Genomic DNA, 26,913 nt, shown 5'->3' on the forward strand with positions numbered 1-26,913 from the left:
ATCATATACCAGCAAGGTAAAAAAATTAAGTTGCAGCACTGAAATTAAGCCATTTTTAACGATTTTATTTGAATTAATTCCACGTAATACGTAAAGGGAGGTTAAATCTGTATTTCACGCTTAGCAGGAACAAGGCTTAAGTTAAAATGCGCCACGCCCCAAGCGAGTAATTGTTCGCAGGTTAAATCCATTAGTTGCTCATGTATTGGCAAGCCTAAAAATTTAAATACAGCTATTAAAGTGGGTTTTGGATTTTGTTTGCAAATTGCAGGGGCATAATTTTGCTTAGACAGTTTAAACCCTGGTTTTGCTACCGCTAAAGGTAAATGAGCAAATTCTGGAATAGGGTTATTAAGTTGCTTAAACAGACTTATTTGACGGGCGGTAGGTTCAAGTAGATCAGCGCCTCGTACAATTCGATTGATCCCTTGCTCAATGTCATCAATAACCACCACCAGTTGATAGGCAAATAAACCGTCGCTACGTTTTATAATGTAATCTTCATGGGCCAGAGCAGGGTCAACGTCAATACGCCCCTGAATAAGGTCGTTATAAGTCACGGTTGCATGGCATTGAGTTAAGCGAAGGGCATGACCCTGTTCACTGAGTTGGCTGTGTTTACATTGCCCTTGATAAATACCGCCGAGGGCTTTTATTTGCTTACGAGAGCATTGGCAGGCATAAATAAGGTGTTGTTTTGACAGTGAGTTTACTGCATCTTGATAAATAGTAAGACGCTGTGTTTGATACACAACGTTTTCATCCCAATTAAGGCAGTAGGCGTCTAAGGTATTTAGGATATCGGTGGCGGCGCCTTTTACAACGCGAGTGGTGTCTATATCTTCAATGCGTACTAACCATTTCCCTTGGTTAACTTTTGCATCTAGGTAGCTACCTACAGCCGCCACAAGTGAGCCAAAATGTAACGGCCCCGAAGGAGACGGTGCAAATCGGCCGCGATAGTCAGATACTTGCGCGGTAACGGCTGTAGAAGACATGGCTATAACTTAATTAGCCGCGTCCAGCTTGTTTTTCTTTAATTTCGGCAAGTGTTTTACAGTCTACGCATAAATCAGCAGTAGGACGTGCTTCTAAACGACGAATACCAATTTCAATACCACAAGACTCACAAAAACCAAACTCGTCTTCTTTAATTAAGTTGATTGTTTTTTCAATTTTCTTAATTAATTTGCGTTCGCGGTCACGAGTACGAAGCTCTAATGAGAACTCTTCTTCTTGTGCTGCGCGGTCAACGGGATCAGGAAAGTTAGCTGCTTCGTCTTGCATATGTGACTTAGTACGATCAACTTCGTTTCGTAAATCATTACGCCAAGTTTCTAAAATTGTTTTAAAATGAGCACGTTGTGCTTCATTCATGTACTCTTCACCCGGTTTTTCTTGGTATGGTTCTAAACCGGCTTGAGCCAATAAACCATGTCTTTTTTGGTCTGGCATAACTCTCTCCTAAATCCTTAATTTAATGCCTCAGCATTAGCCGGCGGTATAAATAGCAGAAACTCATACCCTAGGCAAATTTATTTTTAAATAATCGAATTAGCTTCAACCCTGTTTACCCATATAAAAGTAGCAAAAGCAGTGTTTATATTTTTTTATTACAGTATCGGTTTATAAACTGGCGTTGTTATGTGGGCAAAAATAATAAAAACAACTTATCTTTTACTTTTCGGATAAGTATTTTTTGGGCGTGGCGAAATACCAACGCTTAAATGCGCTCTTTTTACTCAATAAATGCTACTTTCTCAACCAAAGTTACTTCACTGGCAGAAATATGGGCTTTATAAGCTAATACTTCTACGCCTTGCTCAATGGCCTCGCTAAGCAATTGTGCATAGGTTGGGTCAATATGCACCGCAGCACTGACTTGTGTGATGCCTTGGTGCAGCACTGCAAATAGTAATACCGCTCGATGCCCTTGTTTTACCATGTCGATTAATTCACGAATATGCTTTTGCCCACGAACAGTTTGGGCGTCAGGGAAGTAGCCTTGACCGCTTTGTGGACGATCTTCGCTCAGCAGCGTGACTGATTTAACTTCAACATAACAATTGGCTTTGCTGCTGTGGGTAAGTAAAAAGTCGATGCGGCTGTTTTCACTGCCATACTTCACTTCACTTTGTATGTGTTGATAGCCTGTAAGCTCATCAATAACCCCATTATTAAGTGCTTCTTCGACCACTTTATTGGCAACGGCGGTATTTACACAAATAAGTTGTGATAAGTTATTTTGCGTCAGCTCTAATGACTGCGGGTACTTTCGCTTAGTATTACTGCTGGTGGAATAAAAGGCAGTAAAACCGGCATCGGCACAGCCCGTCATCTTACCCGTATTAGCACAGTGAGCGGTAAAAGTAGTGCCATCACTGAGCTCTAAATCAGCTAAAAAGCGTTTGTAACGTTTTAATAACGTAGCAGATTGTAATGGCGGGGTGTACTTCATTAATGACTTCCTTTTATAACCAGAATTCAGGTTAAGTAAAATAAGACTTTACGGACTATTTGAGGTTATTTACCGCAAGCAGTTGGGAACTTAAGCGCGCTATAGTAAACTCAACCACACATTTAAGTGCAAGGATATTCTAACATGAGTGAAAAATTTGTTGTTCAATTAAGCGAGCAATCGGCACCAGGGCATTGGGGCGAAAGTGCGTCACTATCTTTTAACGAACACGGCGCAACGGTTCATTTATCTGAGCAAGAAACATTAAAAAATGTGCAAAAAGCGGGTCGTACTATTGCCAGCCAAGGCATTAAAAGTGTTGTGCTTGAAGGCGATGTTTGGTGTACAGAGAGCCAATGGGCTTTTTACCAAGGCTTTGTATCACCAAAAGTACTAAACGGTGTTGAGTTTGTTGATAACGCACAATCTGATCTTAAAGAACTCGCTGATTTAAAAGCATCGGCAACGTGGGCGCGCGAAATGATCAATGGCACCGCCGATGACATTTACCCAGAAAGCTTGGCTGAAAAAGCCGCTGAATTTATTCAATCACTGGCACCAGAGCATGTTAGCTACCAAATAATAAAAGGCGATGCACTATTAGAACAGCAGTGGATTGGTATTCATGCCGTAGGTCGTGGTAGTGAGCGTCCGCCAGTATTACTTGAGCTTGATTACAACCCAACTGGCGATGAGAACGCACCGGTAAGCGCAGCACTTGTAGGTAAAGGTATTACGTTTGACTCAGGTGGTTACTCAATTAAACCAAGCGAAGGTATGTTGGGTATGAAGTGCGACATGGGTGGTGCAGCAACGGTAACCGCAGGTTTGGCACTGGCAATTAGCCGTGGCGTAGAAAAGCGTATTAAGTTGTTTTTATGTTGTGCAGAGAACTTAATTTCCGGTCATGCATACAAACTAGGTGACATTCTTACTTACAAAAATGGCACAACCGTTGAAATTGTAAATACCGATGCTGAAGGGCGTTTAGTATTGGCTGATGGCTTAATGGCCGCAGGCGAGACAGGCGCTCCACTTATTATTGATGCGGCAACCCTTACTGGTGCCGCCCTTGTTGCTGTTGGTCAAGAGTACAACGCATTGTTTGCCCTTGATAAAGAGCTAGTGCGTGAAGTGGAAGACTTTGCGTCACAAGAAATGGAAGCCGCATGGCCATTACCACTTGAAAAGTGGCATCAACAAAACTGCCCATCGCCGTATGCGGATACAGCAAATAGCCGCGCCCAAAAAGGCGGTGGTTTCGGTGGTGCATCTAACGCCGCTGGTTTCTTATCTCGCTTTGTGCCAAACGATGGCAAAGGCTGGGTACACATCGATTTAGCTGCTGCATTTAATATGGGTGGTAGCACAAGTCAATGGGCTTCAGGTGCAACTACACAAGGTATGCGCACCGTAGCACGCACCCTACTTGAAAAGGCATAATCTACTGAGATTACGCATTAGTTAAAAAATAGGTACCTTAGGGTGCCTATTTTTTTATCCGTCAAACAAGCAATTTTGTTTTATTTACGGTAAAATCTTTCGCCATTACGTGTTTGGGCATCTATTTTTATTTAAACCTCGCTCAAATATTATACATACCACTGGGATCCTTATTATGTCAGAAAAGTGCTATATCACGGCTCAACAATTACTTGAAGATTCATTCCGCGTAGCGGCACAAGTGTATAAAGATGGCTTTCGTCCAGATTTTATTATTGGTATATGGCGCGGTGGTGCTCCAATTGGGATTGCTGTTCAGGAATATTATGATTACAAAGGCATAGAAACGGATCACATTGCGGTTCGTACCTCGTCTTATTACGGTATTGGTAAGCAATCAAAAGAAATCAAAGTACATGGTTTACACTACATAGTTGAAAACGCAAATGCTGGTGACTCTTTACTGATTGTTGACGATGTTTTTGACTCAGGTCGTAGTATTGTAGCGTTAAAAGAGAAGCTTTCTGAGCTAATGCGTTTAAACTTACCACGTGATATTCGTATTGCTTGTCCATACTACAAGCCAAAAAATTCAAAAGTTGATACAGTGCCTGATTACTACATTCATGAATCTGAAGAATGGTTAGTATTCCCGCATGAATTATCAGGTTTAACGCCGGATGAAATTATTGAAGGTAAATCTGATTTAGCTAAAATCCACGATATTTTACTTGAAAAGTAAACGTGATTTTGCTCAATAAAAAAGGCCTTAATGGCCTTTTTTATTGTCTTTAAAGCTGTGCAAAGCTATCTACATAGTCACTTAATTTAGGAATATCGACAGCTTGTAGTCCTTGTGTGCTTCTTTGCACTAAGTTTTTCTCTACTAACTCACTCACTACACGCCTGTATGCACGCTCAGTGGTTGCAAAGCGCTCAGCTTCTGCATTTACCGTAGGGTAAGCACGTAATAAAGTGGGATTGTTATTCTCTGCACGTAATAAGCAGTCTTTGGCAATATTGTAGCTCAACGGCAGTAACAGCTTATCTAAATTAATTTTTTGATTTTCTTGAAACTTAGCCGCAATCGTTTGCGCCGTATATAAGCTTAGCTCGGGTTTATCGAGCAATAATGCGCGCCAATGTTTTAATTCAATCAAGTTGTACGTGACATCACTAAAGCAGGTTACCGTGTAAATGCAGGGGTTATTATTAAGTGCTTCAATTTCGCCAATTAGGGTATTGTTACAGTCGAGTTGGCCAAGAAGCAGGCGCCTGCCATTACCTACATCGTAACTAAAAGATACAGTTCCACTTCGCACTAACACCAACTTAGTTAACGGTTGGTCTTGCTGTATTAATATTTCTTTTTTTGATTGCTGAAAACTACTGCCGGCAAACGTCAGCAGTTGATCAACAAGGTAACTGGAAAAATGGTATTGAAACATCAATCATGCTCTTCGGACAAATGTCCTATTTATTACACCTTAATGACGATAGCATTAAGATTAAGAATTTATGCTAACTTGCCCACGCCGTTAATATAATTAACAGCGTTAAATGACCTTCATTCTTCCGTGTAATGATTAAAAATTGTGGTATTAACCAGTATATTTTAAGGTTTTATTGGTAAGTTAGCTTTTTTATTTTAACTACTGCGTAGCGTAGCTTAATAATGTACTAAAATTTAACGCGTAATACTAACCTAAAGCCTAGGAGAGAACAATTGAGTTGGGAATATTTAGGTTATTTAGCATCCGTTTTACTAGTTATTTCTTTGACCATGACCGATGTAACCAAACTACGTTGGTTTAATTTACTGGGTTGTATTGCGTTTACTTTTTACGGTGCAGCAATCGGCTCTATTCCGGTTGCATTTACTAATGGCTTATTAGCTCTGGTCAATATTTATCACATTATTAAGTTATATCGTCAGTCTAAAGCTGATACAAAAAAGGGTTAACTTTTAAGTTAACCCTTTTTTGTTTTATTGAATTTCGTCTAATATAATTCCATCAACTCTTCTAGTTGGATATAAAGACTCAACAATAAAGCTAGGGATAAATCCTTTGGCTGTTGATACAACTATCTTAGATTTAGCTCCTATTATACGAGCATTCACAATAACGCCTTTGTTAGTGTATGTTAGAGTTCCCGTTAAAGTGTAGTCGATATGTGGGTAACCTTTAATTTCTTTACCATTACGACTAAATGAAAAGTCTCCTAAGGGTGTGACATGAACATTTCCAGTGTGTTTGTAGTCAACGATAGATAAACCAAATCCTTGCATTTCAGTTATAAAACTTTCAGCTAGGTGGTTACCAAAAATATTAGTTGTTTGAAGGTTGTCATCTAAATTTACAAACGAGGTAACCGCGATAGGAGTTCGACTGTTAACATAATTCATATTTTGAATTAACTTCATGGCTAGCTGTTCAGTGTAATCACTTAATAACTTACTACTATTAACAGGGCGAAAGTTATGTTCAGGGAATTGCCAATTATTAACTCGAGGTTGGTAATTTCTGGCATACAGATTGTTATAAGAGTGATTATTGCTAACATTGTCATGACCTGAATGACCGTTGTAAATTGGGTGTGTAGAACATGCTGAAAGTGATAAAGTGAAAAGTGCCGATAAAGCAAGAGGTGCTTTTTTTGAAAACATGTGTTCTTCCTGAAACATAATAAATACTATAAGTTCTTATTTATCGACATAACTTTTGATTACTTTAGTAAATTTTTACTTTTTTTATATTTTTTATTCCTCAGTCTTTGCTGCGTCTTTTTGGTAACGTAACTTGCCTGCAATCCATGTTTGCAGCACCTGAGTTTTGTAAAGCTGCTCAATAGGCACTTTAAAATAGTCTTGATCAACCAGTATAAAGTCAGCCCACTTACCTTGCTCTAAACTCCCTAGTTTAAACTCTTGATGCGCTGCATACGCGCCGCCAAGGGTAAACGCACGTAATGCATCTTCTCTGCTCAATACCTCACTGGCGCGCCAACCATTTTCAGGCAATTGATTATGATCCATACGTGTAATGGCAGAATATAAGCCATCAAACGGGTTCGCCAGCTCGACAGGGTAATCAGAACCCGCTGCAATAGTCGACCCCTGCTCTAAGAATGTTTGCCAAGCGTATGCGCCTTTGAGTTGTTTATCGGTTAAACGCTGCTCTGCCATATGCATGTCTGATGTGGCATGCACAGGTTGCATAGATGGAATTATTTTCAGGGTTTTAAAGCGCGGTATATCCTCCGGCGAGACTATTTGTGCATGCTCCATGCGATTACGCAGTAGTATACCACCGGTTTGCTTAAATACATTTTGATAGGCATCGAGCACAATTTTATTTGCTCTATCGCCAATGGCGTGGGTATTTGCACTAAACCCGCTTTTAAAAGTGAGTGTAAATAATTGTTCTAGCTTTTGTTGGGTTTCAAGCATTAGGCCAAAGTGGTTTGCTCTGTCTGCGTATTCTTCAATAAGCGCGGCACCGCGTGACCCTAAGGCACCGTCAGCGTAAATTTTTACACTGCGAATAGATAAAAAATCTTGAGCATCTTGATACCGACCCGCTTTAAGCATCATGTTTAAATCTGGGCTTGCTGCACTTAACATCGCTACAATTCTAAGCGGTAATGTACCTAACTCAGCGCGCTGTTTATAAACTTGCCACGTGGTTTTATCAATACCTGCATCGTGTGTTGAGGTAATGCCTAAGCTTAACAAATGTTTACCTGCGGCATCTAATGCATTGCTAACCGATTGCGCAGACGTTGCAGGCATATGCTGGGTAACCAAGGTTTCTGCTTTATCTATAAAAATACCGGTTGGTTTGCCAAACTCGTCTTTTATAATTTCTCCACCTGCTGGGGCTGGTGTGTCAGCATTAATATTGGCAAGTTCTAGTGCTTTTGAGTTAACCCAAATGGCGTGACCATCTACTCGCGATAAAATAACAGGGCGATCGTTAACGACTTTGTCTAAGTCAGCGGCCGTAGGAAAGCGAGTATTTGACCATAGCTCTTGGTTCCAGCCTCGACCAATGATCCAACCTTTTTTACCTTTGACAAATTCCTTGAGCTTAGCAGTTATTTCATCGACTGATTTTGCACCGCGCACATCAAGCTGTGACAAATTATTACCAAGTCCGATGACATGTCCATGGGCATCAATGAGCCCTGGGAGTAGTGTTTTGCCTTTCGCGTCAATTAGGGTTGCGCCCGGAAAGCTATTTTTCAAGCTGTCTGGACCTGTTTTAACAACTTTGCCATCTTTTATGACTAAGGTTGTAAATGTATTTACTTCGCCATGGCGCATTTTTCCTTTATACAAAGGTGAGTAGCCATTGGCGTTATAAATGACTTTAGTTTGTGCTATTGCCACGCTAGTGACGGCACAAAGGCTTGCTAGCAATATCGGTTTTATTAGTTTTATCAGTTGCATAAGACGCACATTGTTATTATTTGTACTATCACAGTAGCAAACTCAAATTTAGAATACCAATAGCATAATTTATTAAGCGTCGTATAAGTCAGCTTTTAGCTAAAGCAAGCAACAAGTTAAGGGTGAAATAGGATGTGTTAACAATAGGAGTTAAACTTTTTCAAGCTTGATATTGTTAACCAAGCTTTAATTGAGTGGGGCTATTTATTTACTGGCGTACAAGCTGTATTCGCTTAATGATAATTGTGCGTCTTTATCACGGTCATAACTGCCAAAACGTGACCATAAAGCAGGATCACTGGCAGCTTCAGGGTAAGTTAAAAAGCCATCTTGGTTGCGGTCAAGTTTTTCAAACTTTTCGGCAATATAACTGCTTGTTGCAAAACTCATACAGCTAAAAACAGTCAGTGTTAGTAAAATAATATTATGAAAAGGCTTCATATAAATGCTCAGTACAGGTTAGTGGTTAAGTAGTTTTTAAACTCAGTTAAAGAAATTCTGTTATCTTGATTTTCATCCCAATTTGAAAATGAGTTTAATAGCTGAGGCTGAGCAGCAAGCTCGCTATGGGTTAAATATCCATCATTATTTTTGTCCAAGTGGTCAAAGCGTTGCTTTACATCAAGTGCGAATGCACTTTGGCTGATAAAAAGTAAAGCACCAATAAAGGGAAGCAGTATTCTCATAGTTGGCGTTCCAAGGTGTATTTTAATTGCTGACAGTATTGAAAGAAAGCACTTGCCATAATTTAACTCCCAACATTAAATCCGTTTACACACTCCCTCAGGGATTATGGCAAGTGCTTTTAACTCTATACTAATAGATTAAACTTGAATCTAAACTTAAGGTTTAAAGTTTTGGAATTCTTTTTTAGAAATCATCTCGTTGTTATCTTTGTCTAAATCGGCAAACTGCTTAAGTAATTGTTTATCTTGCTTTGCCTCAACAAGCGATATTTGGTCATCCATATTTTTATCTAAATGCATAAAACGTACATTTAATGGCGATGCCAGTGCGGTGGCACTAATAGCTAAAAATAGGAGCGAAAAAGCACCAATTAGTTGTTTCATGAATGTACTCCTTTATTTTATAAACAGCTTAAATTCATTTAGAGATATGAGTCCGTTTTCATCGGTGTCTATCTGTGCAAAGTTCTCATGTAATAAAGCATCTTCACCTGCTTCAGCTTCACTTAATGTGCCATTACTGTCTTTGTCTAAACGATTAAATTCAGCATCTACATCAAGAGCGAATAAATGAGTACTGGTTAGGCACAGACCAATAAGTGCAGCGTTCTGTAAATTATTTCTGAACATTCCTTGGCTCTTTTAAAATTAATATTAATGTTTCCATTACAAAAATGATGCCAATATTAATTTTTATTAATAATCAGCGGGTTAGTTTTTTTTGTGGTGGTTGGTGCGTAATTTTTACAAGTAACTGTGTGTTTTATGCAACAATTTTGCAGTTATAAGCGTTTAAAATTTTTTAAATCAATTGCTTAACTTGTCGCTATTTTGAGACAGCAGGGGTTTTTATTCTTGATGGTTCAGCGAGTGTATAAGTTGAGCACTTAATAATAGAACGTTAAAAAAATAGCAAAGGACTTTTGTATGCCCGCAGTCATGGCTGAAAAATATAAAGCATTGATAAATTGGCGCCCCAATTTAATTGGCCAATTTGTAATGAGCATGCTGTTGTCGCTGTTGCCCTTATCTATAGTAGTTATTGTGTTTTTAAATGTATTAAATAAGCAATTAGCGGTCACTCAGCAAATTGTGAGTAATAATTACCAAGTAACTAAGTCGTTTAATGTGCTTAAGCAAGAGCTTAATAGTTTAGAAAGGGCAACAAGACAAAACTGGGTATTAAAGAGCGACTCACTCGATAAGCTAATCGTAGATAAATGGCAATCATCATTGCAAAACATCAATGAGCTAAAACAGCTTTCAAATAACCAAGCAAATACACACCAATGGCAACGGCTAACGGATACATTGCAAACGGCGCATACTCAACTTGTGGTTGAAGCGCGTCAACAAGCTGAATTATTTGTGCCAATCAGCGAAATACTAGCAGAGCTAACATTGTGGTTACGTGAGGAAAATGAAGCCAAAATCACTCAAAACCAAATTAAGCTCACAAATTTACAAGCTTCATTTATAAACTGGTTGGTTGCACTTACGCCTTTAACGCTACTTGTTGGTGGCGGGTTTTTGTGGCGCATAAGCGGGCGCTTAAAAAGCTTAACCTCAGTGATTGATAAATTAGGCCAAGGAGATTGGCAGCAAAAAATATCGGTGCAGGGATCAGCTGAACTCATAGAGTTAGGTAACAAGTTGCAGTGGGTGCAAGCGCAGCTGCATATGTTAGAACAACAAAAAGATACATTTTTACGCCACGTTACTCACGAATTAAAAACCCCTTTGGCTTCTATGGTTGAGGGCACTGAATTACTAGCCGATGAAATCGTTGGCCCCATCAATAACGAGCAAAAAGCGGTACTTGGGCTGATCAGTCAATCGATGGTGAGGCTACGTACTATGATAGACAGTTTATTGAGTTATAACGCCATTCGCACCAGTAAAGACAACGTCAGTGAAGTGGAATTTAATCAGCTAATAAAAAAGGTAAATAACCACTTTGAGCACCGCTTAAATGCGCGAGAACAATCGCTTATTTGGCATAATAGTTTACCTAATATTTCTCTTAGTTTGCCACGGGAGTTAATTGAAATGATTTTAATTCAGTTAATCTCCAATAGCTTAAAGTTTTCTCAGCCAAACCAAATCGTTACTATTAGCTTGAGTCTAGAAAATAACGGCCTAAATATGCAGGTGGCAGATGAGGGCTGTGGCATTAAAGAGCATGAAAGAGAACATGTTTTTGGGGCGTTTTATCAAGGTAAACATACTAAAGAGATTAGCTTACAAGGCAGTGGTTTAGGCCTTACTATAGTCAAAGAGTCAGTTGAACAGTTACATGGACAACTAAAAATTGAGCATAATGAGCCGCAAGGCTGTCGATTTAACATTGTCATCCCCTATAAAAATAAAGGAGTTAAATAATATGTCTGCGCGTTTAATGGCTATTGTATGGCTAACCAGCAGTCTTGTTTTTTTATCTGGGTGTGAAATAACAAACACTCAAACACAGGGTGAATCAGCATTAAATGTACCCTCTCAGCCAGATAAAAAAACGAATCAGCCAAACCCCAAACCTCGGCCAAAAGCAGAGCCAATATATCCCTCTGCAGCGCAAGTTATTGCTTGGCATGCCAATCAGTGCGGTGGTTTTAAATTAGCGCCTGACAATGAAACCTACTTAGGGGAGCAAGCACTGAAAGCGTTTTTTAATACCGCATGCGTCAACCTTAGTCGCGACCCTGATACTGTTATGAGTCAATTACTTAAGCTGGATCAGGCGTACTATTGGCCCGATGATATAAAGCACTATTTATGGCTGCAAAAACAGCACGTATTAATGCAAATAGATGCAAAAAAACAACAGCAAGCATTGAACGCCAAAATGCAAAAAACCTTGTCGTCATTAGCCGCAATTGAACAGCAACTTTTACTACGTGAAGAAACCAAGGAGCAGTAACTATGTCAGTCACACTTCCATCAAGTGCTAAAGTTTTACTCGTTGATGATGATGCCAGCTTGCTGCAATTACTGGCTATTCGAATTCAATCAAAGGGTTATGAAGTAACGACCTGTGATAGTGGTATGAACGCATTACAACTACTTAAAAACCAAGTGTTTGATGCGGTGATTACCGATTTAAGAATGGATGAAATGGACGGCATGGCGCTGCACCGACAATTGCAAAACCGTTACCCTGCGTTGCCTGTTATTATGATGACGGCTCATGGATCTATCCCTGATGCGGTAGAGGCCACCAAGCAAGGTATTTTTGCCTTTATCACAAAACCCGTTGATAAAGATGAGCTGTTTGACAGCCTAGCCAAAGCCATTGAGATACATGGGGTTAATAATGATGATATTACTCCGCAAAGTAATATTGTCACCCGCAGTGGCGCTATGCTGCATTTGCTGGAGCAAGTTAAACTATTAGGGCCTACACAAGTTAACGTGCTTATTTCTGGTGCCAGCGGTACCGGTAAAGAGTTGCTTGCGCAGGCGATTCATCAGCATAGCCATGTTAGTGATGGTCCATTTGTGGCAATAAACTGTGGGGCCGTGCCTGGTGAGCTATTAGAATCAGAGCTATTTGGTCACAAAAAAGGGGCATTTACAGGAGCTGTAAAAGATCACCAAGGCCTATTTCAGCAAGCGCAAGGCGGTACCTTATTTTTAGACGAAATTGGTGATATGCCGCTTAATTTACAAGTTAAGTTGTTACGTGTGCTACAAGAAAAAACCATTCGCCCTGTGGGCTTTCAAGAAGAAATTCCTATTAATGTGCGAATTGTTTCTGCAACCCACAAAAACCTGCCTGAAGCGATTAGTAATCAACAGTTTAGAGAAGATTTATACTACCGGTTAAACGTCGTAAACTTAAAGTTGCCCCCGCTGTGTGAACGCCGTGAAGATATTAGCTTATTAGCCAACTTTTTTAGTGCCAACATCGCAAAGCGTATGGAGCAAAAAGAAAAGCGCTTTGCAAGCGATGCCATGCATGCCCTAGTAAGGTATGATTGGCCAGGAAATATACGTCAATTACAAAATGTAGTGGAGCAGGTGGTTGCGTTGACTCCTAGTGAGGTTATATCTGAACATTTAGTGCTTAGTGCCCTAAACAGTAATGAAAGCAACGTTGAGCCATTATCACTTAATGAAGCTAAAAAAGAATTTGAACGAGACTATGTAATTAATACCCTGAAAATGGCAGGGGGCAATGTGGCAGAAGGCGCCAAACTTGCCAAGCGTAATCGTTCTGATTTTTATAAGTTGATTAAAAAGCATGAGATTGACGTAGATAGTTTAATTTAATTTGGTTTTTAAAAGGAAGTGAGCATGCAGTTATTCATGGTGTATTTAGGTGGGCGTATTCAAGGTTGCCACATAGAAATGCACGACGTACGTTTTGTGGTAGGCCAAAATATTGAGCAAACCTATACCAAATTAAAAAGCCAATGGGTGGGTGATAAAAACAGTGTACACATGGATAGCTACATGGCGGTTAATCACATTGATGGTTATAAAATCGAGGTAGTTGATAGTTATGTAGAGCAAAATAAGCAACTTTATTTTGTTAACTTAGGTGCTTACAGAAGCGACTTATTAGCAGAGCAACACGACTTTGCTTTGTATGTTGCCAGTAGTAGTGAAGAAGCAAAACAACGCGCTAAAAATGACTTATTAGCAGGGCTGAGTCATCTTCATAAAGATGATTTATATGATGTTGATGACTGCTTTGCGATTGATTTACTCGATAGTCAGCTTAATATTAAGCTAACCCCAAGCGGCCAAGCACAACCAATTAAACCGGACTGGTTCGGTTATCATGTATTATAGTTGCTAAGCATTTGTTTGGATATTGTGTGAAAAAGTATGCGTTTATACTTTTGCTAGTTGGCTTAAGTGGTTGTAAATCACTGTCGGGTTTATCGCCCGTTGTTGATTTAAATAAACTGGTAAAGCAAGTAAAAAACGACCCGACCAATGTGGTTGCAATTCACAAGCAAGCTCAAAAAACACAGCGCTCTATTAAAGCGCAAGTGGGGTAAGCAAGATACGCAACAGCCTAGTGCAAAAAATACGTTAAATACAGCAATGATTATCAAGCCCGTGCCATTATTGATTTTGAGCAAGGCACTGTAAAAGTAGAAACCATCGCGTTAAAAAATACAATAAGCTTGTTACAGCAGGCCATTGTTATGACCCTACTGACCTCCAGCGACCCCGATAAAACCGATAGCGTATATTTAATAAAAATAGAAGTGTGGCGTTTTCACAAATAAATCAGCTTACTGCAAGCCAGTTTTATAATATTCTCACCACTAAGCACTCACGTGCAGAATCAAGACGCTATTTATACAAAGTCACTAAAGCAGAAAAAAACTATCAGTAACTTATTTACTCATCATTTTCTTGTTGTTCACTTTTGGCTGCCATTTTAAAGGCTACTATTACTAAGCCAAACATAGCAAATGGAATCGCGGCTAATAGGTATTCGACCAGATGACTGTCTTGAAAATTAGCTTGTAGCAAGAAATGCCCCGCAACACACATAATAATAACCACCAAAAGGATGGGCAGTAACATAAGTTCTTTTTTTGCTGAGTGGTTTTTCATTCGCTGTTTAGGTATTAAAAAATAATGCGCTATTGTAATGAGCTTAATAAAGCTTGGCAAACAACACAGATTTTTTAATGACTATTAGGTATGATTAACATCAAAGAAAAGCTTAAAAGTAGTGGTTGGGAATAAAGTGCAACAGAGTTTAAAGCAAGTTTACCTAGTGGGTGGAGCAGTGCGAGATAAACTGCTAAACATACAATCAAAAGATAATGACTATGTTGTTATTGGTGAAACGCCAGAGGTTATGGAAGCGCTTGGCTTTTTACCCATTGGCAGCGATTTTCCCGTTTACTTACACCCAAACACTAAAGAAGAATATGCACTAGGGCGCACTGAGCGTAAAAATGGTAAAGGCTATACCGGCTTTGTGGTGGATGCCAGCCCAAACGTAACCCTTGAAGAAGATTTAGCACGCCGAGATTTAACCATTAACTCTATGGCGCTAGACGAAAACGGCACTATTATTGACCCGTTTAATGGTCAAGATGATTTAAAAAATAAAATACTGCGCCACACCACCCAAGCATTTGTAGAAGATCCTGTTCGGGTATTACGTATTGCCCGCTTTTTAGCCCGTTATGGTAGTGACTGGTCTATTCATCCAAGTACTACTGCATTAATGCATGAGCTTAAAAATAAAGGCGAGTTGGAACATCTAGTACCAGAGCGAGTCTGGCTTGAAACAGAAAAAGCGCTTGGCGAAAAACACCCTGAACTTTATTTTCAAGCATTAGATGGGTTAGGTATTTTTCCTGAAATAGAGCAGATGAAAAACACCCCGCAGCCTGCAAATCATCACCCCGAGGGCGATGTGTTTGTCCATACCATGCTAGTGCTTAGACGAGCAGCCGATTTAGGCTTTAACCTAGAAACGCGTTTTGCTGCTTTAACCCATGACTTTGGTAAAGCGCTAAGCTATAAAAAACGCGGTAATTTACGCGGCCATGAACGTGAAGGGGTTGCTGTAGTTGAGGCCTTTTGTGAACGTTTAAAAGTACCTAATCGCTTTCGTGATATCGGCGTGCTCACCAGTGATAACCATACCCTTTGCCACACACTTGAACAATTAAGGCCGCAAACCATTCATAAATTAATCGTCACTAATTTAAATGCACTAGTGCACCCAGAGCGTTTTATTGCCTTTACTCAAGCGTGCCAGTGTGATGCACAAGGGCGAGGCGAAACACTGGTGGATAAGCCCTATCCACAAGCCGCTAAATTACGTGCTATTCACAATGAACTACAAAAAATGGATAAAAAGCAGATAGTGCAAGACGCGCTTAAAAGCGGCAAAAAGGGCCCCGAAATAGGCGAAACGGTCAAACAGGCAGAAACAGACTGCATTAAAGCGTTTTTACAGCTTAATGGCTAACTTGTAAGGTTTGTGTCGTTAAGCACTACGAGCTAAAACCTCAGCTTGCATGGCTTGTTTATTACTTACCTTGGGCTTTTTAGTTGCGCCCTGTTGAGCATGGTTATTGGCTGCATTTGGGCGATATAAATCGAGAATAAACTCTATTTCTTCGGGTTCTAGTAACTCTTTCATTTTGACTCCTCCTAGGTGAGTAGACTAAGACTGAGCGAATGAATTAAAAGTGAATCGTTACACTTGAGTGTGAGTTAAATTGTAACTGCAAAGCTTTAAAATAAAGCGGTTTATAATTAAACCGCTTTTTGTTTAATTACTTAAAGGCAAGTTCACGGTAAACACTACACCACTGTTTTGCTCATTATTGTGCGCCGTTACTGTGCCTTTGTGGTAATCACATACCAGCCTGACAATATAAAGTCCTAAACCTAAATGCGGTTGTTGCTGCATTTGTTGGCTGCGCACCGATACCATAGAATCAAAAATATGTTCAGTAAGCCCCTCAGGCAATAAAGTACCTGTATTACTTACCGTTAATGTTGCTTTGTTTTCGCTTTGCTTAAGACTAACTTCAATCGCGGTGTTGGCTTCACTAAATTCCAAGGCATTATTTATTAGCTTATCGAGCAGTTGGGCTATAAATTCAGGGGCACCTTGCATTGGCAGTGTGCTTTGGCAAATGTTGAGTGTAAATAACTGGTTAGGGTAAGTTAGCTGGTAGCCTTGCATGCAGCCATTGATCACCTTTTGCAAATCAAACGGCTCAGACTCATTACTTTGAATGCTTTGCTCAAGGCGGGTGGCTTCACTCATAGTGGTAATTATCTTCCCTAAGCGCTCAACCCCTTCACTGGCACGCTCAAGGTATTTTTGACTCAGTTCACTTTGCTGCAAGCTTTGTAAGTTTTCAAGAGATGAACGTACAACCGCAACCGGCGTGCGCAGCTCATGAGATAATCGCGACGACATATTTTCTAAATAATCGGTATAGCCACCAAGTCGGCTCACTATATTTGAAAAGCTACGCGACAGATCGCCAATTTCGTCATTGGCATCGCTGTAATTTATATGACCTGTTACTCGTCCTTGCGCATCAATGGCTTGCTCTGCGGTATCGCGTAGTCGCCTAATACGGCTCGATATACGTGAGGCAAAAAAGAACAAAGTCACAGTACCAATCAGCATAACCGCTAAAATCACATTAAACAGTTTTTCCAGTGATTTATTACGCAGTGTACGCACGCCATTGGTGGTTTCTTCAGCTATAACTGCCCCAATCACCTTATCCTCAATCCAAATAGGATACGCAGCCGATAATATCACCGCTTTGTTATCGGGAGTGAGCCGCCACGACGAGGCCGGTTGACCTTTCAGTGCTTTGGCTAAATGAGCGCCTTGCATTGAAGCTACATCGTGTAAGGTATCTATAAATTCATCTTCAGGACGGGTTAAAATTTTATAATACAAAGGATGTAAATAGGCCTGTTCAAAGCGCTGCCACGCAGTTTTTGGCGCTTGATTTTTTAGCCCATCGGCCCATACACCATCGGCATTTTGAATGCTGCCCGATTGCGCTAATACACGGTGATGATTATCGACCACCCAAATGCGACTGCCGCTGTGGCCCATGCCTTTTAATATACGGTTTATTTCAGGGGAGGGCACCAGTACCGAACCTAAATCATTCGGGTTATTTAAGTTCGATGTAGACATAATACTAGGGGTTTGGTTTGGTTGTTTACTATCAACATCGGCAATGGCAAATCCCAGTTTATTGCCAAGCATACTCAAAGGAAAGCGCAGTTCAAGGTTGTAACCTATTTCAGTTTGTTTAAAAAAGCCCTGAATTTTAGTAAAAGGCATTTTACTATTGGCATCAAATGCGTTGACCCAGCCATCTTGGCGCGGAGCAATAATATAAGTATTAAATAGTCCATCAGGATTTTTTAGACCAATTTTTACATAGTCATTATTGGTAATGCTGAGGCTGTTTTTAGCACGGTAAATTACAGTGTCATCTGTGACTTTAAATACAGCATATAAGTAATTATCAAACTTACCTACCATATGGCTAAAAGATAAGTTGCTCAGTTGATGGTTATCATTGGCTGTTTGTAAGTAGCGTTTATCATAAAGCCAAAACAGCGATTGATAAGCGTCCCAGTCGTTGAGTTTGCCATCGAGCTGAATCGGGCTTTTTAAATTATAAGCATAGAGATCGCGACCTTTTACCACCTGATCTAAAAAGTTGGTTTGTTCGTCAAATAAAGCGGGGCGTTCGTGCAGGGCCGTGGCCAGTGCGCGAGTGGTGCCTACCAGCGTTTTTTCTTGGCCTTGGCGTAAAAACTTTTCCATTTCCCATACATATTCGTAGCCAAGCCATGGCAACAAAAACAAAAAGCACGAAAGTAAAATAAATTTACTGCGTAGGCCAAACCTCAGCATGTGGGTTGCTCCCACCTGTAGCCCATGCCATACACGGTATCTATACAGTCAAACTGGCTATCGAGTGCTATAAACTTTTTACGAATACGTTTTACATGCGAGGTAATGGTGCTGTCGTCTACATAAATTTTAGCATCACTCATTAAATCGTTACGGCTTTTAACGTGTCCTGGTCGCTGAGCGAGTGAATGCAGCATCCAAAATTCAGTTACGGTTAAATCAACTAACTGGTGTTGCCAAAGCACCTGCATACGTTGCATATCGAGCGTTAGTTGGCCGCGAGTTATTAATGCGTTAGCATCGGCGGGTTGCTCTAATGCTTCCATACGGCGAAATAGTGCGCCAATACGCGCAGCTAAATGGGCTAAGCTAATGTCTTTGGTTAAGTAGTCGTCGGCGCCCATGCGCAGGCCGCATACGGTGTCTATTTCGCTGTCGCGAGCGGTTAAAAAAATAATCGGTAAGGTTTTAGACAGTGAACGCAGTGTTTGGCACAGTAAAAAGCCACCATCTATTTCATGGCCTAAACCAATATCAACAATGGCTAAATCGGGAAGCGCTTCTTTAAAGGCCGCTTCTGCTTGAGGGCGGTTTTCATAACCACTCACCTGATAGCCTTGAGCGCTCAGCATTTCTATGTAGTTTTCGCGGATTGCGGTTTCATCTTCAATGATGGCTATTTTCTTCATTTTTATTAATTACTCATATTGACTTAGGCGCACTATAGCGAAGTTTTTGCGCTAAGTACGGTTAAAAACACAATTGCCATTTTTTTGCCACAATTGCTCAGCAGTTTGCCATTTTTGATCCCTTTTGTTGCCACTTCATGGTGTTTTAATACAACTATTGAAATTACAGATACAACGCAAGTGCCAACCAATAGCTTGCTAACCCATTACCAATAGTAAGGAATAAATCATGAAGAAAACATTAATCGCACTCACACTCGTTAGTACTTTTTGCACTCCTGCTTTTGCCGCGGATACTCCATCGAAAGAAGCAAAAAAGGAAACCATAGTCGGCCTAAGCACAGGTGCCATTATTGGTGGCGTTGTTGGTGGGCCTATTGGCGCGTTTGTAGGTGCATTTGCTGGTGGCTTAATTGGCGATGCCAAGGTGGCTGAGCAAACTATTGCCGAGCAGCAACAAGCTTTAACAGTTATGGCAGAAAAAACCAACGACTACCAACATGTTCTTAATCATAACAGTCACTTAGAAGCGCAACTTGAGCTATTGGCTCAGCAGAATGAGCAATTAACGCAATCACAGCTTAATAATTTATTAGCAATTACGGTGCAATTTAAAACAGGCTCTAGCGATATTGCTCCTCATTTTGCCAAGCAGCTTGATCAATTAGTTGCGTTATTAAAAAGCCAGCCACAACTCGCACTTGATTTAAGTGGCTTTGCCGATCAGCGTGGTGAAGAGCAAGCAAACTTATTACTTTCAAAAGCCAGAGTAAACGCCGTAAAAAGTTACTTAATTAAACAAGGTGTAAGCCATACACGTTTAAGCGCACAAGCATTTGGCGAGCAGCAAAGCATAGCAAGCAGTAACACCCTTGAAGATAACTTTTTTGACAGACGCGTTACCCTGACTACCCGTGCGCTAAATCAGTCAAGTAATCAAACAGCAAGCAATTAATCGCAAGGCGTTCGAGGGAGTGATTTATGTTGAGTAAACCCACCAAAGTGCTTACCAAGGTAAGCCTTTTTATTATTATCGTGCTTTTGGCCAGCTTTAAAAGCCATGCACAGTCGCCAAAACTATCCTTGTTTGATAGCCAAGGAGTGGCGGTTAATCCTGGGGTTATTTTAAAAAGTGATGCAAAAATGACCCTAACAGGACTAATTAATCATGTTGTAGTAACGCAGCACTACATAAATGAAAATCCTTTTGCAGTAAATGCACGTTATATATTTCCTTTACCCGATGAAAGTGCCGTGCAAGCAATGACCATGCGTATTGGTGAGCGAGTGATTCACGGTAAAATAGCAAAAAAACACCAAGCAGAAAAACAGTATCAAGCTGCCAAGCAAACAGGGAAACAGGCCTCTTTGGTTCGTCAGCAGCGCGCAAATATGTTTATTACGGATGTGGCGAACATAGGGCCTGGTGAAGAGATTGTTATAACGCTTGAATATCAAGAAATTATTGATTACCAACAAGGCACCTTTGCGATTCATTTTCCAACCACAATTACGCCACGCTATCATGCTATAACAGGGGAAGTTAACGATGATCACGATAAACATGCGATAAAAAGCGCTAATGCACCTTTGTTCACTCCACAGGGGTGGTTAAGCCCTGTTTACACAAAACAAACCAATGAGGCGGCAAATGCCAGTGATTTAAGCTTAACAATTAACATGGATATAGGCTTAGAATTGGTTGATATAAACGCTAAGTACCATCAAGTTAATATTGAAAACCCTGCATTTGGGCAATACAGCATTGTGCTAAAACCACAGCAAGCTATAAATAGAGACTTTGTACTTGAGTTTAAGCCACTTCAAATAGCGCAAGCGCAAGCTGCACTTTTTACTCAGCAAGCACAAAATGGTGAGCAGTATGCGTTAGCAATGTTAATGCCGCCAAGCGATAGTTTTACTCAATCTCAGCGTTTGCCGCGTGAAATGGTGTTTGTAGTTGATACTTCGGGATCTATGCATGGGCAGTCTATTGAACAAGCTAAAAAAGCGCTGTTTTACGCATTATCATTATTAGATAGTGATGATAGCTTCAATATTGTCAGTTTTAATAATGAGGTTGCAGCCATGAGTGAGACCCCATTAATTGCCAGTGACTTTAATTTACGTCGCGCAGAGCGTTTTATTTATAATTTACAAGCCGATGGCGGAACTGAAATAAAAGGCGCACTTGATGCAGTACTCGATGGTACACAGTTTGAAGGGTTTGTACGCCAAGTGGTATTTTTAACCGATGGTAGCGTAAGTAACGAAGATCAGTTATTTAAACATATTGCGCATGCCTTAGGTGATAGCCGTTTATTTACCGTGGGCATTGGTAGTGCGCCTAACCGTTATTTTATGCGTCGTGCCGCTGATATAGGCAAGGGAACTTACACCTTTATAAGCAGTGCTCATGATGTGCAGCCGAAAATGCAGCAGTTGTTTGATAAACTTGCTCACCCGGCGATGACTAATTTAGCGTTAACAAATAAAAATGAAGAGAGTTTAGATTTTTGGCCCTCACCTTTGCCTGACCTATATTTTGCTGAGCCTATTATGGTGGCTATTAAATTAGACACTACCGATGCAATTACTTTTACGGGGCAAACGGCGCATGGGGAGTTTAAGGTTAAGCTTAATCCGCAAGCAAGCTCAAAAGCCACAGGAATTGATAAGCTTTGGGCACGTCAAAAAATAAAGTCATTATTGCTATACAACCAACAAAGTGAAGTAAAACAGCAAGTGCAGCAACTTGCGCTTGAGCATCAATTACTTAGCCCATTTACTGCGTTTATTGCCATAGAAGAGACGACCATAAAAGAAGTTGCTAAACAAACTACACAAGTGGCTAATTCAATGCCGCAAGGAATGAGTATGCGCTTGCCGCAAACTGATGGGCAAAGCAAAATGCATATTGTGTTTGGAGCTTTAATGCTACTAGGTGGCCTGTTGTTGGTAAGGCGCTGCAAATGAAAAAGTGGCTAAGCATAGGTTTACTTGCCTTAGGTTTGAGCTTGTTTGGCCATGGTGTATACATGCAGGCAAAGGCGTGGCTTGCACAAGTGTTAATAGAGCAAGCATGGCAAACGACCCTTAAATCGCCCAATAAAAAAATTAAGCCGTGGTTTTATGCTGATAGTTACCCAGTGGCACAAATTATATGGCCAAAGCATAATAAACGACTAACCGTGCTCGATGGCGCAAGTGGTAGAAACTTAGCGTTTGCGCCGAGCCACTTTTTACCTGCTGGGGAGTTAGGTGGGGCTGATTTTGGTAACTCGCAAGGAGCACTTATTGCTGGCCACAACGATACCCACTTTGCGTTTTTAAAAAACGCTAAAGTGGGGGAGCAATTTTCTCTACAACTTAAAAATGGCCAAGTGCAGCATTATTCAGTAACACACGTTGAGGTAATTAATCAGTACAACACCGATTTTTTGCAGCAATCAGGGTTGTATTTATTAACCTGTTACCCTTTTGATTCACTGGCCTCGGGGACCGATTTAAGATGGTTAGTGTCGGCTGAAATATCCTCACCCGAAGTTGAGTTAGGAATATCGACCACCAGCTCTTGATGGCGTTGACTAATCATTACGCCTATAAACACCACAAATATGCTGATCCACTGGCCAAGAGTTAGTACCTCGTTGAGGATAATGGCTGACAAAATTAAAGTGAAAATAGGGATTAAATTAGAGTAAGCCGCGGCGGTTAATACCGACACTTTACTAATTGCATAGTTGTACATGCCGTACCCACCCAAAGTAACACAAGAGCCTAAGTACAAAATGCTTATTAGTGCGGTTAAATCGTGTTGATTTTCACTGGGTAGGTCAATAAATAATAAAAACGGAGCAAAAAACAAACTACCACTCACGCCTTGCAGAGCAATCAATGTGAGCGGGGAGTAGCGGTTAGCTAAATGTTTTATACACACGGTATAAAATGCCGCGCACACCATGGCCGTTAATTCTAAAAAATTTCCTAGTAATGGGTTTGGGGCTTGGCTTGAACTCGGTGAGAGCAAGGTCAGTAAAATACTGCCGCCAATACACAGCGTAAAACCCACCACAATAGCTTTACTAATATGCTCTTTGAGCATGAAAAATGCTAAAAGTGCCACAATAATGGGTAAACAAGAAACAATCACCCCCGCTTGAGATGCTGAGGTATATTCCATTGCGTGGCCTTCAAATAAAAAGTATAAGCAAGGCTCTGCCAGCGACATGCCTAATAAGTACTTCCAATCGCCTTTTAAATATTCAAAACGAATTACGTAGCGCCATAAACATAACGAAATCAGTAAAGTGGTGAGCATACGTAAAAATATCACCAAGGCCGGATCATAAATCGCAATCGCGTATTTAAGTGCAATAAAGGAGCTACCCCACAAAAAGGTGGCAATAATTAAACATAAACTGGCAGGCATAAGGCGTAATTTAAAAGGTTGAATATAGTGCGATCCTAGCACGCAGAGGGGGTGATTGAATATTTTTTACTTGTTCAAAAATACCGAACTGGTATAAATAAATGCATCATTTATTGCGCAAAGTAAAAAACATGCAAAGGGATCAGGTCGTAGTTGTAAAGCTAGGTACAAGCGTACTCACTGGCGGTACCGATAAGTTAGACAAAGCACACATGGTGGAACTTGTTCGCCAATGCTGTGAGCTAAAAAAGCAAGGTCATCACGTTATTTTAGTATCAAGCGGTGCGGTTGCTGCAGGTCGCGAACAGCTATTAAAACCCTGTGGGCGCACATTGATAGATAAACAAATGTTGGCCGCTATTGGACAAGGGCAACTCATTCATATTTGGCAAAGTTTATTTGCGTTGTATGGCGTTAACGTGGGGCAAATGCTACTAACGCGCGCAGATGTTGACGACAGAGAGCGCTATTTAAATGCCCGCGATACCCTCAATGCCTTATTAAATTACGATGTAGTGCCGATCATTAATGAAAACGACGCGGTTGCGACCAGTGAAATAAAAGTAGGTGACAACGATAACCTATCGGCATTGGTGGCTATTTTAGCCAATGCCGACAAATTACTACTACTGACCGACCAGCAAGGGTTATTTACCAGCGATCCGCGCACCGACATTAACGCCACCTTGATTGACGAAGTTATCCATATTAATGATGAGTTACGCCAACTTGCGGGTGGCAGTGGTACAAACCTAGGCACAGGGGGTATGGCAACCAAGCTACAGGCCGCAGATATTGCCAGAAGAGCTGGGGTTGAGGTGATTATTGCCAAAGGCGCTGATGAAAATGTGATTTTAAAATGCATGAGCGAGCAACTACCAGGCACTCGCTTTTTAAAACTTACCGCGCCTAAAGATGGCCGAAAAAAATGGTTATTGGCAGGGCCTAAAAGTAGTGGCCAAATTTTAATTGATGCCGGTGCGGTGCATGCATTGCAATCTAAGGGGGCTAGTTTACTTGCTAAAGGCATTACGCGCGCCATTGGTGAATTTGAACGTGGAGATTTAATTAACTTAATTGATGTAAACCAGCAAATTATTGCACGCGGGTTAACGCGCTTTAGCCATCTTGAAATCGATAAAATAAAAGGCGCACACTCTAATCAAATCAGCCAATTACTTGATTACGATAGCGGTGTGGAAGTACTACACAGAGATGATATGGTGGTGTTGTAATTAAGCACTTTTTTAACGATATAGCGCAACGTATAATCCGCTTATAGTGTTGCGCTTTTTTGTGTTAAAATCTTGCACCTTAAATTTGTTGTAAAGAGTATTGAAGATGAAATTAGTTCGCTGGGTTTTAGGTTGTATCATCTTATTTTTTAATTTTGTTTTTACGCCGCGTAGCAAAAAACGTGATCCGCAAGAGCAAGCTAAGCTTGATCAGCAAACCGCACAATTTAAGCTCTATCAATTCAAAGCATGCCCTTTTTGTGTAAAAGTGCGCCGTTCAATTAAGCGTGAAGGCTTAAAAATTGAAACACGCGATGCAAAAAATGATGAGCAATACCGCCAAGAGCTATTAGAGCAAGGCGGAAAAGTTAAAGTACCTTGTTTACGTATTGAGCAAGATGGCCAAGTTAAATGGCTTTATGAATCAAACGATATTATTGCTTACTTAAACAAAGTAGCCGCTTAAAATATTTATTGGTATTTCATACCATCTCACTTATTAAAAGAGACATTACCATGACAATTCGTACCCGTGTTGCTCCGTCGCCAACTGGTGACCCGCATCTTGGCACCGCTTACATTGCCTTATTTAACTACTGTTTTGCTAAACAGCAAGGCGGTGAATTTGTACTTCGTATTGAAGATACTGACCAAGTTCGCAGCACACCAGAATCTGAACAAGCCATCATGGATAGCTTACGCTGGTTAGGCCTTGAGTGGGATCATGGTCCTGATGTAGGTGGTGAGTTTGGTCCATACCGTCAATCTGAGCGCAGTGATTTATATAAAAAATACGCTCATCAGTTAGTTGAAGACGGCAAAGCATTCTACTGTTTCGCAACCAGCGAAGAACTGGACCAAATGCGTGAAGAGCAAATGGCTGAAGGTCTGCGTCCTAAATATGATGGCCGTGGCTTAAACCATACCGAAGACGAAATTAAAGCAAACCTAGCTGCTGGTAAACCGTACGTTATTCGTATGAAAATCCCAAGCGAAGGTACCTTTAAGTTTAACGATTATCTACGCGACGAAATTGAGATCCCGTGGGAAAACGTAGACATGCAAGTGCTATTAAAAGCGGATGGCTTTCCAACTTACTTTTTAGCTAATGTGGTGGATGATCACCACATGCAAATTAGCCATATTTTCCGTGGTGAAGAGTGGATAAACTCAGCGCCTAAGCTATTAAAACTGTATGAAGATTTTGGTTGGGAAGCACCCGTATTAGGTCACTTACCATTACTGCGTAACCCAGATAAATCAAAACTGTCTAAGCGTAAAAACCCAACGTCTATTAATTACTACAAAGAAATGGGTTACCTACCAGAAGCGGTACTAAACTACTTAGGCCGTATGGGTTGGTCAATGCCTGATGAGCGTGAAAAGTTTACCCTTAATGAAATGATTGAACATTTTGACATGAAGCGTGTATCGCTGGGGGGCCCAGTATTCGACGTAGACAAGTTAAGCTGGTTAAACGGTATGTGGATCCGCGAAAACTTAACTGATGCAGAGCTAATGCAGCGTTTTGTTGACTGGAAATTTAATGGCGACATGCTTGCTAAAGTATTACCGGAAGCTAAAACGCGTATAAATACGCTCTCTGACATGGTTGATTTAGCAGGGCACTTTGTAGGCGGTATCCCGACTTACGATCCAGCGCTATTAACAGCCGGTAAAGCTGACGAAGATGTTATTCGCCAAGCATTACAATTTTTTGTATGGCAGCTAGAAGGCTTACGTAGCTTTGAAAAACCAGCTATTTTTGCAATTGCAAAAGAAGTAGCCACCTTCCACGAGCTTAAAATTAAAGACTTCTTAGAGCCTATATTTGTGGCTATTACCGGCAAAACATCATCTACCTCGGTATTAGATGCAATGGAGATTTTAGGGTCTGACCTATCGCGTGCACGTTTACGTGTCGCGCTTGCTCATTTAGGTATTTCTAAAAAGCAGGCTAAAAAGATAGAGCGCGCATACCGCGATTATCCAAGTGCTTAATTAATCTTAATGCAGGTTAGCTATTTAAAAGCCGCTTAATTTAAGTAATGCGGATCGTTTAAGTTAATTGAACGATCTTTCAGAGGCTTCATAATAGGCTACAACAAAAGTTGTGGCCTATT

31 protein-coding genes are annotated in these 26,913 nt (G+C 40.6%); 16 read left to right on the plus strand and 15 right to left on the minus strand.

Going from position 1 to position 26,913, the window contains the following annotated elements:
• Positions 1 to 101 precede the first annotated feature (101 nt).
• The 3 genes from gluQRS to sfsA all read right to left on the minus strand — a co-directional run bounded on the left by gluQRS (position 102) and on the right by sfsA (position 2,458).
• A complete protein-coding gene (gene gluQRS, locus MTN96_RS18645; RefSeq protein WP_248532480.1) occupies positions 102 to 998 on the minus strand; it encodes a tRNA glutamyl-Q(34) synthetase GluQRS in 897 nt (298 codons plus the stop codon).
• A gap of 13 nt (positions 999 to 1,011) precedes the next feature.
• Positions 1,012 to 1,455, minus strand: a complete 444-nt coding sequence (dksA, locus tag MTN96_RS18650; RefSeq protein ID WP_013465738.1) for an RNA polymerase-binding protein DksA — start codon at positions 1,453 to 1,455, stop codon at positions 1,012 to 1,014.
• Positions 1,456 to 1,738: 283 nt separating this feature from the next.
• A complete protein-coding gene (gene sfsA, locus MTN96_RS18655) occupies positions 1,739 to 2,458 on the minus strand; it encodes a DNA/RNA nuclease SfsA (protein WP_248532481.1) in 720 nt (239 codons plus the stop codon).
• A 144-nt stretch (positions 2,459 to 2,602) separates the two neighbouring features.
• Between sfsA and pepB the strand changes: the two genes are divergently transcribed.
• Both pepB and MTN96_RS18665 read left to right on the plus strand, forming a co-directional pair.
• Positions 2,603 to 3,901, plus strand: a complete 1,299-nt coding sequence (pepB, locus tag MTN96_RS18660; protein WP_069440153.1) for an aminopeptidase PepB — start codon at positions 2,603 to 2,605, stop codon at positions 3,899 to 3,901.
• Positions 3,902 to 4,076: 175 nt separating this feature from the next.
• Positions 4,077 to 4,643: a phosphoribosyltransferase gene (locus MTN96_RS18665; protein WP_008111161.1), complete on the plus strand. Its 567-nt coding sequence runs from the start codon at positions 4,077 to 4,079 to the stop codon at positions 4,641 to 4,643.
• Between the two features lie 49 nt (positions 4,644 to 4,692).
• Here the strand turns inward: MTN96_RS18665 and MTN96_RS18670 are convergent, their stop codons facing one another.
• Positions 4,693 to 5,349 carry a Crp/Fnr family transcriptional regulator gene (locus MTN96_RS18670; RefSeq protein ID WP_013465733.1) on the minus strand — a complete coding sequence of 219 codons (657 nt, stop codon included), beginning with the start codon at positions 5,347 to 5,349 and terminating at the stop codon, positions 4,693 to 4,695.
• A gap of 278 nt (positions 5,350 to 5,627) precedes the next feature.
• Between MTN96_RS18670 and MTN96_RS18675 the strand changes: the two genes are divergently transcribed.
• Positions 5,628 to 5,864, plus strand: a complete 237-nt coding sequence (locus MTN96_RS18675; protein ID WP_248532482.1) for a YgjV family protein — start codon at positions 5,628 to 5,630, stop codon at positions 5,862 to 5,864.
• Positions 5,865 to 5,888: 24 nt separating this feature from the next.
• Here the strand turns inward: MTN96_RS18675 and MTN96_RS18680 are convergent, their stop codons facing one another.
• The 6 genes from MTN96_RS18680 to MTN96_RS18705 all read right to left on the minus strand — a co-directional run bounded on the left by MTN96_RS18680 (position 5,889) and on the right by MTN96_RS18705 (position 9,670).
• Positions 5,889 to 6,569 (minus strand): FlgO family outer membrane protein, encoded by a 681-nt coding sequence (locus tag MTN96_RS18680; protein ID WP_248532483.1) that lies wholly within the window; start codon positions 6,567 to 6,569, stop codon positions 5,889 to 5,891.
• Positions 6,570 to 6,662: 93 nt separating this feature from the next.
• Positions 6,663 to 8,354: an amidohydrolase gene (locus tag MTN96_RS18685; RefSeq protein ID WP_248532484.1), complete on the minus strand. Its 1,692-nt coding sequence runs from the start codon at positions 8,352 to 8,354 to the stop codon at positions 6,663 to 6,665.
• Between the two features lie 204 nt (positions 8,355 to 8,558).
• Positions 8,559 to 8,795 carry a calcium-binding protein gene (locus MTN96_RS18690; protein ID WP_036981474.1) on the minus strand — a complete coding sequence of 79 codons (237 nt, stop codon included), beginning with the start codon at positions 8,793 to 8,795 and terminating at the stop codon, positions 8,559 to 8,561.
• Positions 8,796 to 8,803: 8 nt separating this feature from the next.
• Positions 8,804 to 9,040: an EF-hand domain-containing protein gene (locus MTN96_RS18695; RefSeq protein ID WP_010387655.1), complete on the minus strand. Its 237-nt coding sequence runs from the start codon at positions 9,038 to 9,040 to the stop codon at positions 8,804 to 8,806.
• Positions 9,041 to 9,196: 156 nt separating this feature from the next.
• Positions 9,197 to 9,424, minus strand: a complete 228-nt coding sequence (locus MTN96_RS18700; RefSeq protein ID WP_024602367.1) for a hypothetical protein — start codon at positions 9,422 to 9,424, stop codon at positions 9,197 to 9,199.
• Positions 9,425 to 9,436: 12 nt separating this feature from the next.
• The gene (locus tag MTN96_RS18705) at positions 9,437 to 9,670 is read right to left on the minus strand and encodes a cag pathogenicity island protein Cag25 (protein ID WP_036981479.1); all 234 of its coding nucleotides are present in this window, start codon (positions 9,668 to 9,670) and stop codon (positions 9,437 to 9,439) included.
• Between the two features lie 297 nt (positions 9,671 to 9,967).
• Between MTN96_RS18705 and MTN96_RS18710 the strand changes: the two genes are divergently transcribed.
• From MTN96_RS18710 to MTN96_RS18735, 6 genes are all read left to right on the plus strand, one after another.
• A complete protein-coding gene (locus MTN96_RS18710) occupies positions 9,968 to 11,422 on the plus strand; it encodes a HAMP domain-containing sensor histidine kinase (RefSeq protein WP_248532485.1) in 1,455 nt (484 codons plus the stop codon).
• Position 11,423: 1 nt separating this feature from the next.
• A complete protein-coding gene (locus MTN96_RS18715; RefSeq protein ID WP_214552688.1) occupies positions 11,424 to 11,957 on the plus strand; it encodes a hypothetical protein in 534 nt (177 codons plus the stop codon).
• A 2-nt stretch (positions 11,958 to 11,959) separates the two neighbouring features.
• Positions 11,960 to 13,309 carry a sigma 54-interacting transcriptional regulator gene (locus MTN96_RS18720; RefSeq protein WP_069440160.1) on the plus strand — a complete coding sequence of 450 codons (1,350 nt, stop codon included), beginning with the start codon at positions 11,960 to 11,962 and terminating at the stop codon, positions 13,307 to 13,309.
• Positions 13,310 to 13,333: 24 nt separating this feature from the next.
• Complete coding sequence (locus tag MTN96_RS18725) at positions 13,334 to 13,834, plus strand: DUF1543 domain-containing protein (RefSeq protein ID WP_248532486.1); 501 nt, start codon at positions 13,334 to 13,336, stop codon at positions 13,832 to 13,834.
• A 26-nt stretch (positions 13,835 to 13,860) separates the two neighbouring features.
• A complete protein-coding gene (locus tag MTN96_RS18730; RefSeq protein ID WP_248532487.1) occupies positions 13,861 to 14,046 on the plus strand; it encodes a hypothetical protein in 186 nt (61 codons plus the stop codon).
• Positions 14,047 to 14,115: 69 nt separating this feature from the next.
• Positions 14,116 to 14,280, plus strand: coding sequence for a murein transglycosylase domain-containing protein (locus MTN96_RS18735; RefSeq protein ID WP_248532493.1), 165 nt, complete (start codon positions 14,116 to 14,118; stop codon positions 14,278 to 14,280).
• 115 nt (positions 14,281 to 14,395) lie between these two features.
• On the opposite strand, the gene MTN96_RS18740 is transcribed toward MTN96_RS18735, so the two are convergent.
• Positions 14,396 to 14,614: a hypothetical protein gene (locus MTN96_RS18740; RefSeq protein ID WP_036981490.1), complete on the minus strand. Its 219-nt coding sequence runs from the start codon at positions 14,612 to 14,614 to the stop codon at positions 14,396 to 14,398.
• A 136-nt stretch (positions 14,615 to 14,750) separates the two neighbouring features.
• Here MTN96_RS18740 and MTN96_RS18745 point away from each other — a divergent pair, with 136 nt between their 5' ends.
• The gene (locus tag MTN96_RS18745) at positions 14,751 to 15,992 is read left to right on the plus strand and encodes a multifunctional CCA addition/repair protein (RefSeq protein WP_248532488.1); all 1,242 of its coding nucleotides are present in this window, start codon (positions 14,751 to 14,753) and stop codon (positions 15,990 to 15,992) included.
• Positions 15,993 to 16,010: 18 nt separating this feature from the next.
• On the opposite strand, the gene MTN96_RS18750 is transcribed toward MTN96_RS18745, so the two are convergent.
• The 3 genes from MTN96_RS18750 to pdsR all read right to left on the minus strand — a co-directional run bounded on the left by MTN96_RS18750 (position 16,011) and on the right by pdsR (position 19,123).
• Positions 16,011 to 16,166: a hypothetical protein gene (locus MTN96_RS18750; protein ID WP_175416153.1), complete on the minus strand. Its 156-nt coding sequence runs from the start codon at positions 16,164 to 16,166 to the stop codon at positions 16,011 to 16,013.
• 132 nt (positions 16,167 to 16,298) lie between these two features.
• Complete coding sequence (gene pdsS / locus MTN96_RS18755; RefSeq protein WP_248532489.1) at positions 16,299 to 18,434, minus strand: proteobacterial dedicated sortase system histidine kinase; 2,136 nt, start codon at positions 18,432 to 18,434, stop codon at positions 16,299 to 16,301.
• A complete protein-coding gene (gene pdsR / locus MTN96_RS18760; RefSeq protein WP_036981496.1) occupies positions 18,428 to 19,123 on the minus strand; it encodes a proteobacterial dedicated sortase system response regulator in 696 nt (231 codons plus the stop codon). Before pdsR ends, pdsS begins: the two co-directional genes overlap by 7 nt.
• A gap of 229 nt (positions 19,124 to 19,352) precedes the next feature.
• Between pdsR and pdsO the strand changes: the two genes are divergently transcribed.
• The 3 genes from pdsO to MTN96_RS18775 are packed head-to-tail and all read left to right on the plus strand — an operon-like array spanning position 19,353 to position 22,701.
• Positions 19,353 to 20,078 (plus strand): sortase-associated OmpA-like protein PdsO, encoded by a 726-nt coding sequence (pdsO, locus tag MTN96_RS18765; protein WP_069440162.1) that lies wholly within the window; start codon positions 19,353 to 19,355, stop codon positions 20,076 to 20,078.
• A 26-nt stretch (positions 20,079 to 20,104) separates the two neighbouring features.
• Positions 20,105 to 22,099: a marine proteobacterial sortase target protein gene (locus tag MTN96_RS18770; protein WP_069440163.1), complete on the plus strand. Its 1,995-nt coding sequence runs from the start codon at positions 20,105 to 20,107 to the stop codon at positions 22,097 to 22,099.
• On the plus strand, positions 22,096 to 22,701 hold the full coding sequence (locus tag MTN96_RS18775) for a class GN sortase (protein WP_036981504.1): 606 nt from the start codon (positions 22,096 to 22,098) through the stop codon (positions 22,699 to 22,701). The genes MTN96_RS18770 and MTN96_RS18775 overlap by 4 nt, the downstream gene beginning before the upstream one ends.
• On the opposite strand, the gene MTN96_RS18780 is transcribed toward MTN96_RS18775, so the two are convergent.
• Positions 22,596 to 23,555 (minus strand): DMT family transporter, encoded by a 960-nt coding sequence (locus MTN96_RS18780; RefSeq protein ID WP_069440164.1) that lies wholly within the window; start codon positions 23,553 to 23,555, stop codon positions 22,596 to 22,598. The two genes, MTN96_RS18775 and MTN96_RS18780, sit on opposite strands and share 106 nt — an antisense overlap.
• A 131-nt stretch (positions 23,556 to 23,686) precedes the next feature.
• Here MTN96_RS18780 and proB point away from each other — a divergent pair, with 131 nt between their 5' ends.
• From proB to gltX, 3 genes are all read left to right on the plus strand, one after another.
• On the plus strand, positions 23,687 to 24,790 hold the full coding sequence (proB, locus tag MTN96_RS18785) for a glutamate 5-kinase (RefSeq protein ID WP_036983389.1): 1,104 nt from the start codon (positions 23,687 to 23,689) through the stop codon (positions 24,788 to 24,790).
• Between the two features lie 106 nt (positions 24,791 to 24,896).
• On the plus strand, positions 24,897 to 25,256 hold the full coding sequence (locus MTN96_RS18790) for a glutaredoxin (protein ID WP_036981509.1): 360 nt from the start codon (positions 24,897 to 24,899) through the stop codon (positions 25,254 to 25,256).
• Positions 25,257 to 25,306: 50 nt separating this feature from the next.
• Positions 25,307 to 26,791, plus strand: coding sequence for a glutamate--tRNA ligase (gltX, locus tag MTN96_RS18795; protein WP_008111109.1), 1,485 nt, complete (start codon positions 25,307 to 25,309; stop codon positions 26,789 to 26,791).
• Positions 26,792 to 26,913 lie beyond the last annotated feature (122 nt).

It is taken from the genome of Pseudoalteromonas sp. 2CM28B (genome assembly GCF_023161935.1).